We start from the raw sequence: 11,445 nt of genomic DNA, 5'->3' as shown, positions 1-11,445 counted from the left end.
CTTGCGCAGGCTCGGATGTTGTTGGGGCGGTTGAAATAGATTTCTTCTACACCCTCTTGGCGAAGCAAAAGAAGGTAGGTGCGCCGCCGGGCGCACACCCGGCCTCCGCCCACAATCCAGGCACACAGTAGCTACAGGCGACCAGCCGACGCCTGCATTGGGGGTTTCAGGCAGGGCTGTGGCGCGTTAGCACCGCAACGACACCGAAGCACCCACACAAGGAACAGCGCTCAGGTCGACAGCGCCTGCTCCACCGCCACCTTGGCTTCTTCCAGGCTGCTGAAAAACCGCGTGGGCTGCGGCAGAGCCTTGGGCAGATGGGCCGGCGCCGGCCACAAGCGCTCATCCGTCCAGCCCGCTGTCCACCCACCAATGTCCTTGCGCTTGACGGAGCAGACGGCTTGCCCGCTGACCGTCGCTATCCAGGTGGTAGGTTGGTTGTGGTCCCAGGTGACGTGTGCCATGGCGCCCTCCAGCGGTTGCTGCAACACATTGTAAGAAGGCTTCTACCCGGCCGGCACTGGGGGTTCCCCGACTGCGCCCCACCGGCCGTGTGCCGATGGCTTGGGCAACTACAGCAGCTTCCCCAGCATCACCACCCGCCCCTTGCGATAACCCAAGCCCTCATAAAAGCCAAATGCCGGCGCGCTCTCCAGCGTCTGCAAATTCAAACTCACAACGCCCTCGCCTCGCAGCACATCCTCGAACGCACGCATCAGCACCGAACCAGCCCCTTGCCGCTGCAGATGCCCCGCCACGCACATCTCCTTGATGTGAAACGTCCACCCATTCACCCACCGCTCCTTCCAGCCCAGCACCATCGCAACCGGCACCTCCTCGACCAGCAACGCCATTGCGCGCGCAGCCGGGAAGGCCATGAATGCCGCGAGCCGCTCCACCACAGCGGCATGCTCCCATCCATCGTTCCAGGGCGGCGCGTTGAACACGCCCCGGTACAGGTCCGCACAGCAGGCGATGTTCTCGGCAGTCAGGGCCACCGTGGCAAAGGGCTGGGTCATGGGCAAAAAACGGCAAAACAAAACACAAGGGCGGCAAGCGTAGCGCACCACGCTTGCCGCCCCTGATTACGGTTATCCCACGCCCTGCATGCTCACCGGGCGGCCGTAGCCCCCAACGCAAACTTCGCAGCCCGCACCACGGCGGCCGCATCCACCCCGAAAAACTCCCGCAGCGCCGCCCGCGTATCGCTGCGCCCGAACCCATCGGTCCCCAGCGTCAGGTACTTGCGCCCCTCGGGCACGAAGGCGCGCACGGTCTCGGGCACGGCGCGCACATAGTCGGTCGCAGCAATCACCGGTCCGCTTGTGGCGGCCAGCTGTGCTGCAAGCCAGGGGGTACCCGGCTTATCTGTTTCTCCCGCGATGGCGCGCTGCTCGCACGCCACGCCATCGCGCGCCAATTCGCTCCAGCTGGTTACGCTGACCACGGTGGCTGCAATGCCTTCGGCGGCCAGTTGCTGCGCGGCCTTGACCACCTCGGTGAGGATGGCGCCGGAGCCCATCAGCGTCACGTGACGTGCGTTGGCCGCAGGGCCTTCGGCACCGAAGCGCTTGAATACATAGCAGCCGCGCAGCACGCCCTCGGCCGCATCGGCGGGCAGGTCGGGCTGGGCGTAGTTCTCGTTCATCAGCGTGACGTAATAGAAAACGTCGCGCTGCTCGGTCACCATCTCGCGCATGCCGGCGTCGACGATCACGGCCATCTCGCCCGCGTAGGCCGGGTCGTAGGCCTTGCAGTTGGGGATGGTGGCCGCCACCAGGTGGCTGCTGCCGTCCTGGTGCTGCAGGCCCTCGCCGCCCAAGGTGGTGCGGCCCGAGGTGGCACCCAGCAAGAAGCCGCGCGCGCGCTGGTCGGCCGCAGCCCAGATGGCATCGCCCACGCGCTGAAAGCCGAACATCGAGTAGTAGATGTAGAACGGCAGCATCGCCAGGCCGTGCACGCTGTAGCTGGTGGCCGCAGCCGTCCAGCTGGCGATGGCGCCGGCCTCGCTGATGCCTTCTTCCAGAATCTGGCCGTCCAGCGCCTCGCGGTAGCTGAGCACCGAGCCGATGTCCTCGGGCGCATAGCGCTGGCCTACGCTGCTGTAGATGCCGACCTGCTTGAACAAATTGGCCATGCCGAAGGTGCGCGCCTCGTCGGCCACGATGGGCACGATGCGCGGGCCCAGCGTGGCGTCCTTGAGCAGGCTGCCCAGCATGCGCACGAAGGCCATGGTGGTGCTCATCTCCTTGCCATCGGCCTGCAGCGCGAACTGCGCGTAGCTGGCAATCGCCGGCACGGGCAGCGCCTCGCACGCCGTCTCGCGGCGCGGCAGGTAGCCGCCCAGGTTCTGGCGGTGGCTGCGCAGGTAGCGCATCTCGGGGCTGTCTTCGGCGGGCTTGAAGAAGGCGAGGCTCTTGGCCTGCGCATCGGACAGGGGCAGGTTGAAGCGGTTGCGAAACTCGATGAGGTCCGTCTCATCGAACTTCTTCTGGCTATGCGTGGTCATCTTGCCCTGGCCGGCCGTGCCCATGCCATAGCCCTTCTTGGTGTGCGCCAGGATCACCGTGGGCTGGCCCTGGTGGCGCGCGGCGGCGGCATACGCGGCGTGGATCTTCACCAGGTCGTGCCCGCCGCGCTTGAGGCGGTCGATCTGCTCGTCCGTCATGCCCTGGGCCAGGGCCGCCAGCTCGGGGTTCTGGCCGAAGAAATTGTCGCGGTTGAAGCGGCCGTCCTTGGCCGCAAAGGTCTGCATCTGGCCGTCCACCGTGCCTTCGAGCGTGCGCACCAGCGCGCCCGTGAGGTCGCGGGCAAACAGGCCATCCCAGTCGCTGCCCCAGACGAGCTTGACCACGTTCCAGCCCGCGCCGGCGAACAGCCGCTCCAGCTCGTCGATGATGCGGCCGTTGCCGCGCACCGGGCCGTCCAGCCGCTGCAGGTTGCAGTTGACCACCCACACCAGGTTGTCGAGCCCCTCTCGCGCAGCCAGGGTCAGCGCGCTCATGCTCTCGGGCTCGTCCATCTCGCCATCGCCGAACACGCCCCACACCTTGCGCTGGCTGCAGTCGAGCAGGTTGCGGTGCGTGAGGTAGCGCATGAAGCGCGCGTGGTAGATGCTACTGATGGGACCGATGCCCATCGACCCCGTGGGGAACTGCCAGAAGTCCGGCATCAGCCAGGGGTGCGGGTAGCTCGACAGGCCCTGCGCGCCGGCGGCAGGGGCCGTGAGCTCCTGGCGGTAATGCATCAGGTCCTGCTCGGACAGGCGGCCTTCCATGAAGGCGCGCGCATACACGCCCGGCGCGCTGTGCGGCTGGAAGAACACCAGGTCACCCCGGTGCTGCCCCTCGCCCACGCCTTCACGGGCACGGAAGAAATGGTTGAAGCCGCTCTCGAACAGATCCGCCGCGCTGGCGTAGCTGGCGATGTGCCCACCCAGTTCGCCATAGGCCTGGTTGGCGCGCACCACCATGGCCAGCGCGTTCCAGCGCACGATGGAGGCCACGCGCTCCTCGATGGCCAGGTCGCCGGGGAAGACAGGCTGGTCCTGCACGGCCACGGTGTTCACATACGGCGTGTTCAGGTCGGGCTGCCAGCCCACGCGCCGGGCCCGCGCCAGGCGCACCATTTCCTGCAGCATGAAGCGCGCGCGCTCCGGTCCCTCGGTCGCTACCAGGGCCAGGAAGGCATCGCGCCACTCGGCGGTCTCCTGCGGGTCGGTATCGGTGGCCAAGGGCTGCATCAGGTGGTGGTGGGCGGTGGGGGCGTTCATGCAGCAACTGTAGTCACTACGGCGCCACATGGGATGCCGTTTTGGCCCGTGGATGGCTCCATCACAGCACTTCGTGCGGCAGAACGCCTAAACTCCGGCACATGAAGCTGGATACCCTGGATTTGCGCATTCTGGCCGAGCTGCAGGCCGACGGCTCCCTGTCCAACGTGGAGCTGGCGCGGCGCGTGCACCTGTCGCCCTCGCCCTGCCTGGCGCGCGTGAAGGCGCTGGAGGCCGCGGGCGTCATCAGCCGCTACGTGGCGCTGGCCAGCGCGGCGGCGCTGGGCTTGGGGCTCAATGTGTTCATCAGCATCAGCCTGAAGACGCAGAGCAAGGAAGCGCTGGGCGACTTCGAGCAGCGCATCGCCGAGCACGACGAGGTGATGGAGTGCTACCTCATGAGCGGCGACAGCGACTACCTGATCCGCGTGGCCGTTCCCGACATCGGGGCGCTGGAGCGCTTCATCCTGGAGCGGCTGGCCCCCATACCCGGCGTGGAAAAGATCCGCTCGAGCTTTGCACTAAAGCAGGTGCGCTACAAGACGGCGCTGCCGCTGCCATTGCCCAAGGCATAGCCCAAGGCATAGCCCCCGCAGCCTCCATCATTGCGCCCGCGCCGTGCTCGGCGGGTGCCCGATGATGCGCTTGTACGCCCGGCTGAACGAGGCCTCGGACTCGTACCCCAGGCGGTTTGCGGCCACGGCCACGCGCATGCCGTCGCGTGCGATCCAGCTGCGTGCCTGCGACATCTTGACCTTGGCCACGTAGCGCGCCGGGCTCTCGCCCATGGTGCGCGTGAACGACTCCGAAAAGCTCGAGCGCGAGGCGCCCATCAGGTCGGCCAGCAGCGGCACATTCCAGTCGCGCTCGGGGTCGGCGTGGATGGCGGCGATCAACTTGCCGATGCGCGGGCAGCGCACGGCGGCGATCCAGCCCGTGGGGTTGTTGCAGCTGCACTCCACCCAGGCGCGGATGATGCTGGCCGCCAGCGCATCGGCCAGCCGCGCCAGGATGGCGCAGGCGCCCATGCGGTCCTGCTCCACCTCACGCTCCATGGCGTCGAGCAGCACCGGCACGGTGGTGTCGCGCCGCGCCAGGTCGCCGGCCATCATCACCTCGGGCATCATGGCCATCAGTGGGTGCAGCGGGTCGAGGTTGAAGCGCAGCGCGCCGCAGAACATCACGTCGGGCGCCTGCGGCGGGGGCGGCGCCACGGGGGCGCCCAGGTGCGCGTTGTTGGCATCGCGCCCGTCCACCAGGTAGATGTTCTCGGACACGGCCTTGCGCGCCAGCGAATCGATGTCCACTGGCGGCACGTCGGGCGAGCTGGCCAGCACGTGAAAACTGCCGTGCGGCAGCAGCACCGCGTCGCCCGGGTTCAGGCGCTGCCAGTCGGTCGTGGGCGTGCGCAGCCACGCGCCGCCATGGCCCACGAAGTGAAAGCGCGCCGAGCGCTGCGCCGGGAAGGCAATGGCCCACGGCGGGTGCAGCACGCAGCGGCCATACTCCACGCCGTCCAGGCGCAGGCCGAGCAGGATCTGGGTCAGCAGGTCTGGCGGGTCGGCAAATGGCTCTTGAGCCACCTGGTCGAAGGGTCTGGATAAAAAGTCAAGCATCTCGGCTTTTATGGCATGGAAACGCCGCCATCTTATCCCTACCATGGCTTTCCATCCACCCGAAGGCCTTTCCCGTGTCCTCCTCTCCCTCCTGCTCCGCCTGCCTTGATGCGCCCACCGGTGCCGTCGCTGCCGAGGCCACGCCCGCCCCCCATTCCGCCCCCGAGCCCACCGAAGCACGCTGGGCCGCCGTGGCATCCATGGCCCTGGGTGTCTTCGGCCTGGTCACGGCTGAATTTTTGCCCGCCAGCCTCCTCACCGCCATGGCCAGCGACCTGCGCGTGAGCGATGGCGCCGCAGGCCAGGCCGTCACCGTGACGGCGCTGGTGGCCGCCGTGGCCGCGCCGTCGCTGCCGCTGCTCACGCGCCGCATCGACCGCCGGTTTGTCATGATCGCCTTCACGCTGCTGCTGGTGCTGTCCAACGCGATGTCGGCCCTGGCCGGCAGCATGGCCACGCTGCTGGCGGCGCGGGTGCTGCTGGGCGTGGCGCTGGGGGGCTTCTGGTCCATGTCGGCGGCGCTGGCCATGCGGCTGGTGCCGGCATCGCTGTTCGCACGGGCCATGTCGTTCATCCTCACCGGGGTATCGGTGGCCACCGTGTGCGCGGCGCCCATCGGCGCCTGGATGGGCGACCTGTGGGGCTGGCGCAGCGCCTTCATCGCAGCCGGCGGCATCAGCCTGATCACGCTGGCCGTGCAACTGGTGGCCCTGCCTGCCCTGCCCCCGCGCGACAACCCCAACCTCAAGGTGCTGGGCGAGCTGCTGCGCCGCCCACCGGTGCGCGTGGCGCTGCTGGCGGTGCTGCTGGTGATCTCGGGCCACTTCGCAGGCTTCACCTACATCCGCCCGCTGATGGAGCAGGTCACGCACATGTCGGTGGCCACCATCACCGCCGTGCTGCTGGGCTATGGGGTGGGAGGCTTCTTCGGCAACTTCGTGGGCGGCTGGATCGCCGGGCGCAGCGAGCGCCAGGCCATCGTCGCCGGCGGCGCCGTCATCGCCGTGCTGGCCGCCACCTTGCTGGTGGCCGGCCAGTCGGCCGCCATCACGGCCATCGCCGTCACGCTGTGGGGCTTTGCCTTCGGCGCCTTCCCCGTGGGCTTTCAGACCTGGATCGTGCGTGCCGCGCCCGACCAGGCCGAGGGCGCGGGCGGGCTGCTGGTGGCGGCCTTCCAGATCGCCATCGCCAGCGGCGCCATCTTCGGCGGCCTGATGGTGGACCATGTGGGCGCCCTGGGCGCACCGGCCTTTGCGCTGGCAGCGCTGACGCTGGGCACCTTGCTCACCCTGCGCCACGGCCCTCGGCCTGCGGTAGCAGCCTGATCCAAGGCGGCGCGCGCTACGCCGGGTGCTGCTGGGCAGCAACCTCGGCAAAACGATCGTGCGCGTTGGGCATCCCAGCCAATCCGTTGATTGTTTATAGAGGCGTCACCAGTTAAGCCTTGACGAATAGCAAACGGCCTCGCATTATTTCGCTCAGAGGGATGGCCTTGCATCTCTTGGAAGTAGTTGCTTGGCCATTTCCACTGCTTGCTCACGTGACTCAGCAAGAAGTAAAGGGTAGCCCCAGAACTTGGCAAAGACGGCCGCAAATGCCTTATAGGCTAAACGTTTAGCTGTGTTGGGTTCGACCAGGATCATTCCCAGAACCAGTCTTCTTAACTCAACCTTGTGCTTCTTCATCCAGAGCGAAGTGCGCTTCTTTTCTTGCGGCAAGTGCTCATGGTCTTCAACAGTTGGTACGGTATCGGTTAAGAGAACGAAGGGCTCTCCGCGTCGCAGATTGGCCTCAAATTCGTCGAAGTCCTTCTGGTGGTCATGTCCAGGTTCTTGCGTAAGATTCATCCAGACCAAAGGGAAGGCGGAACTATTCATCACCATGGTGGTTTCCTTTAATTTTGATGCAACGCCAAGTAGCCAAAATGGCGAAAATGCCGGGTAAAGTAATGAAGAACACTGCCGAAAAGGCAATGTGCCAACCGTCGCGTAGCCCGTCGGCGATCCCCCCGAGGGTATTCAGAACTACAAGCAGGCTGCCGAGGGCCAGTGAAATCCACTGTGCCTTACGGGTTCCAATCAGTGCGACGAGCACCGTGATGATCCAACAACCATAGAACGCGGAAAACATCCAGAGTATTTCTGGCTCAAACGTGATCGCAGGCGTCGCTCCCTGCGCTCTAACGAAGTCGTTTACGTAGAAGAACAACTGAAAGGTGACAAAGAGCACGACACCAGCGGCTGTGGTCAACCAGAACAAGGCGACCTTGTTTTGTCCATCCATGACCATTTCTCGTGCGGGGCGTAATTGGGATTTAAGGGGCATAAAAGCTTTTTCGATAATTAATGAGGTGTGTCTGCAAATTTCAATGGATAAAGCGTTCGTTAGCCATGAAATCAATATTTATAGTTCAGCGTCACCATCAAGTTGCGCGGCGCGCCATAACTCACGGTGTCAAAATCGCCCTTCTGCAGTGCGTACTTCTTGTCAAATACGTTGTTAAGGTTGACGGCCACGTTGGTCTTCTTTGTGAAGGCGTACCGCGCCACAAGCGACACCAACGCATATGAACTTTGTTCTCCGCCCAAGGAACTGGTGCCTTTGTTGGCCGCTCGATAGAAGCGGCTCTGCCACTTGACGCCTCCGCCCAGCGTCAACTTGTTCAACTCTCCGGGCAACTGGTAAGTCGTGAAAAATTGGGCCGTGGTGCGCGGTATTTGCGAACTCAAGCGGGCGCCATGGCCATCTTGCGCAGTGAAGCTGGCGATACCTGCGTAGATGTTCCAGCCGCGCACCAGTTCGCCCTGCAAGTCCAGTTCGATCCCGCGCGACTTCGTCCCATTCACGCTTGCGTAGGCTTGGGCGCCACTTGGCGTGTAGGCTCCAGCGACAAGTTGGGCCGCGTTGTCCAGCTCGGTCTGGAACAAGGCTACCGACCCATTCAGCCGCCCGTCCAGGTAAGAGCCTTTGAGGCCGATTTCCTTGGTTTTTCCTTTGGATGGCGTGAGCACATTGCCATTGCTGTCCCGATAGTCGGCTTGCGGATTGAATATCCTCGTATAGCTGACATAGGCCGAATAGGTCTTGTCAATGTTGTAGACAAAGCCCGCATAGGGGGTGAACTCACTACTCTTTTTGTAGTGCAACGACATGCCTCTGACGTTGTCGTCGATTTCGTAGCTGCTGAAGCGACCGCCAGCGATGAGTTTCAGAGGTTCAGACAGCGAAATTCGGGCTGCACTATAGATACCGCTCTGCTTGATTTGTGTGCGGGTCGGTATCGAAGCTATAGCATCGAAATTAGGGCGGGGAAAGGCAGGGCTCAGGCCATAGACATTGACCGGCGCAAAGCCAGCAAAGAAAGGCGATATATCTTCTTGGCTAGCCGTGCGGCGCGAACTCGTTGCCCCCACCACCAAGTCATGTTGGCGGCCCAGCAGTTCAAAGGGGCCGCTCGCCATCACGTCGATGGTGTTTTGACGGCTGCGGCCTTCAGACGCCAGCGCTACCGGATAGGCTCCGTTGGGATTGGAGCCGAGCCCTGTGGCACGATCGGGCCGGCCAGCTAGACCAAGTAGTTCGGCGTCGAAATCGGTGCTGTACTTGTTAGCGGCGGCCCGGAAGTTCCAGCCGTTATCGAAGCGGTGCGCGATCTCGGCGAAGGCTGTCTTGAGTGTAGTGTCCCAATGGCTCCAATCCTGCGCGTAGTTCTTGGCGGGTGAATAGTCCGCCTGCGTGCCGTCGCTGAACCATAGCGGCAAACCTCCCCAGGTCGAGCCCCGCGGCGTGATGTCCTGGTAGTCATAGCCCACGCTCACCTTCGTGTTTGATGTCAGGTCAGCCTGGACGATCCCATACAACGCTTTCCTCTTCGGCTTATAGCCGTCGATGTAAGAGTGCCCGTCTTGGTACCTCCCCACCATGCGCGCGCGAATGCGGCCGTCCTCTGTCAATGGAGTCGATACGTCAGCCATTCCCCGGCGGGTATCCCAGCTTCCTGCACCGAGCGAAGCGGACGCCGAGAAGTCACGGGTCGGTCTTTTGCGCACGAGGTTGACGGCTGCCGAGGGATTGCCGGTGCCGGTCAGCAACCCGGAGCCGCCTCGCACTACCTCGACACGGTCATAGAACGCGGTGTCGATAGAACCGATACCACTCCCATTGACAATGTTGCCGACGACGGTGGGTATGCCGTCATACTGAACGTTATTGATCAAAAAACCGCGTGAGTAGAAGCTCGTCCGTTCGCTGTCGGACTGGTACGACGCGACACCTGTGGTGTTTTCCAACACGCCCTGCGCCGAATTCAATTGCTGGTCATCCATGCGCTGGCGCGTCACCACCGTGACCGATTGCGGTGTTTCTTCAAGCGACAGTGGCAAATTCGTCGCCGTCGTCGTCTGGCCCGTGGTGTAGGAGCCGGTACCCTCGGTGGTCGCCGTATCCATGCGGCCCGTTACGGTGACATCCGGCAACGGTATTTCCTCTTGAGACGACCCCGATGCGTTGTTTTGGATTTGCTTTGGCAGGGCGGCGAACGCCTCCTGCGCGCTCATGAGAAAAGCCACCGCCGAGCCGAGCACGGCGCAGGACATATTCCTGATGTTTCCCCTTAACGGCCCACCCTGACGAAGGTAGTCATAGGGCTTAGCGCGATTACCAAATGGCTGAAGAGACTTGCCTGTAGTTGCGACGGACGGCATAAACAATACTCATTTGTATTTAGATGCGTCATTTGACCGCAGCACTGAGAGAATAGATTGCGAAACCAAGCCAGATTGTTGTTCAATTAGGCCAATCGTTACCGCTTCCAGCGAACTGATTGTCATGAGCGTGCCCTGGCGCACCTGTGGCAGCGAACATGCTGCAACCAATGGGGGCCACGCCAGCCTCTGCGCGCTTTTAGGAAAGGGAGGACACTGTCCAAAGGAGTCGTTTTTCACCATCCCCAAACAACGTTTGCAATGGAAGTAGCTGCGCGGAAGGCATGGCTGACGGGCTGGACGCAGCAGACAATCCCAAGCCAATACAGTCTGATGGAGTCAGGCGAAGGTTTCGTCGGGAAGAATGATCCCGGGCACGGTAGCAAGCTGTGCGCCGCTCGCGCGATCCGAGAGGTATCGTGCTGGAGGCTTGCCTACTGCTTTGCGGAACATGGTGACGAACCCACTGGCGTTTTCATAGCCCAGCTCGAACGCCACCGCTTGTACGCTCTGGCCCTTGGTCAAAAGTTGAAGTGCAAGGATCACATGCAGCTGTCGACGCCAGCGCCCGTAGCTCATCCCAAGCTCATGCAGCAGAAGACGGCTCATGCTTCGCTCGCTCATGCCAATACGAGTTGCCCAATCGGCCTTCGAGGTCTTGTCCGTCGGGTCATCCAGCATCATTTGCGCGAGGCGGCGCAATCGGAGATCGCGCGGCATGGGTAGATGCAAGTGCTCTACCGGCGCCGCCACCAATTCATCGAGCAACGCGGCAATCAGCCGGTCTTCTCGACCCCCCGAGGCGTATAACTCAGGAAATCCGGCCACCTTCAGTAGCAACTCGCGGAGCAATGGAGTTACCGAAATGGTGCAGCACGTTGTCGGCAGATCTGGTGCGGCGTCGGGCTCTACGAACAAACAATAGCATTCGGTTTCACCAGCCCCCCGCGCCGAGTGGGGCAAGTCGCCCGGAATCCATATGGCGCACTGCGGCGGCACAATCCAGACACCATCTTCAATTTCACAGTTGAGGATGCCGCGCGCTGAATAGATTAGCTGCGCCTTGCGGTGCTGGTGCTTGGCATTTTCCCAGTCCTTTGTTACCGACGTGGCACTCAGTGCCACAACAGGGCGCGAGACGCTGTCCATGTCCCTAGACACAGTGAACCCATCGATTGCAATCTTTGGCATAACGTCTACGGCTTTGGATGGAAGTACGGGGTTGGCTGAATTGGAAGATATTTTTCCAAAATTACTCATTAAAGCAAATCAAGCCCGTAGCTATATTGCGATCAACATGCCGACCGTATTTGTTGCTTGGAATGGCCTCTCAAATGCGCCGAGATTGCCCGCA

10 protein-coding genes are annotated in these 11,445 nt (G+C 63.0%); 2 read left to right on the top strand and 8 right to left on the bottom strand.

The window, feature by feature from the left end; all coding sequences use genetic code 11:
- Positions 1-230: 230 nt before the first annotated feature.
- The 3 genes from ASE28_RS28520 to mdeB form a co-directional block, all read right to left on the bottom strand.
- Positions 231-464: a hypothetical protein gene (locus ASE28_RS28520; RefSeq protein WP_057269468.1), complete on the bottom strand. Its 234-nt coding sequence runs from the start codon at positions 462-464 to the stop codon at positions 231-233.
- Between the two features lie 108 nt (positions 465-572).
- Positions 573-1,019 carry a GNAT family N-acetyltransferase gene (locus ASE28_RS28515; RefSeq protein WP_057269467.1) on the bottom strand — a complete coding sequence of 149 codons (447 nt, stop codon included), beginning with the start codon at positions 1,017-1,019 and terminating at the stop codon, positions 573-575.
- Between the two features lie 92 nt (positions 1,020-1,111).
- Positions 1,112-3,772, bottom strand: coding sequence for an alpha-ketoglutarate dehydrogenase (gene mdeB, locus ASE28_RS28510; RefSeq protein WP_057269466.1), 2,661 nt, complete (start codon positions 3,770-3,772; stop codon positions 1,112-1,114).
- A gap of 101 nt (positions 3,773-3,873) precedes the next feature.
- Here mdeB and ASE28_RS28505 point away from each other — a divergent pair, with 101 nt between their 5' ends.
- Positions 3,874-4,347: an Lrp/AsnC family transcriptional regulator gene (locus ASE28_RS28505; protein WP_057269465.1), complete on the top strand. Its 474-nt coding sequence runs from the start codon at positions 3,874-3,876 to the stop codon at positions 4,345-4,347.
- A 27-nt stretch (positions 4,348-4,374) separates the two neighbouring features.
- Here ASE28_RS28505 and ASE28_RS28500 read toward each other — a convergent pair whose 3' ends face one another.
- Complete coding sequence (locus ASE28_RS28500; protein ID WP_057269464.1) at positions 4,375-5,388, bottom strand: AraC family transcriptional regulator; 1,014 nt, start codon at positions 5,386-5,388, stop codon at positions 4,375-4,377.
- A 74-nt stretch (positions 5,389-5,462) separates the two neighbouring features.
- Between ASE28_RS28500 and ASE28_RS28495 the strand changes: the two genes are divergently transcribed.
- Positions 5,463-6,713 (top strand): MFS transporter, encoded by a 1,251-nt coding sequence (locus ASE28_RS28495; protein WP_057269463.1) that lies wholly within the window; start codon positions 5,463-5,465, stop codon positions 6,711-6,713.
- Between the two features lie 153 nt (positions 6,714-6,866).
- Here the strand turns inward: ASE28_RS28495 and ASE28_RS31700 are convergent, their stop codons facing one another.
- The 4 genes from ASE28_RS31700 to ASE28_RS28480 form a co-directional block, all read right to left on the bottom strand.
- On the bottom strand, positions 6,867-7,271 hold the full coding sequence (locus tag ASE28_RS31700; protein WP_082603948.1) for a hypothetical protein: 405 nt from the start codon (positions 7,269-7,271) through the stop codon (positions 6,867-6,869).
- A complete protein-coding gene (locus ASE28_RS28490) occupies positions 7,258-7,671 on the bottom strand; it encodes a hypothetical protein (protein WP_235514162.1) in 414 nt (137 codons plus the stop codon). Before ASE28_RS28490 ends, ASE28_RS31700 begins: the two co-directional genes overlap by 14 nt.
- Before the next feature lie 113 nt (positions 7,672-7,784).
- Positions 7,785-9,983 (bottom strand): TonB-dependent siderophore receptor, encoded by a 2,199-nt coding sequence (locus ASE28_RS28485; RefSeq protein WP_082608307.1) that lies wholly within the window; start codon positions 9,981-9,983, stop codon positions 7,785-7,787.
- 447 nt (positions 9,984-10,430) lie between these two features.
- A complete protein-coding gene (locus tag ASE28_RS28480) occupies positions 10,431-11,282 on the bottom strand; it encodes a helix-turn-helix domain-containing protein (RefSeq protein ID WP_057199511.1) in 852 nt (283 codons plus the stop codon).
- Positions 11,283-11,445 lie beyond the last annotated feature (163 nt).

Source organism: Acidovorax sp. Root219 (assembly GCF_001428665.1).
Classification (GTDB): domain Bacteria; phylum Pseudomonadota; class Gammaproteobacteria; order Burkholderiales; family Burkholderiaceae_C; genus Acidovorax.
This window is presented reverse-complemented; position numbering and strand designations above follow the sequence as displayed.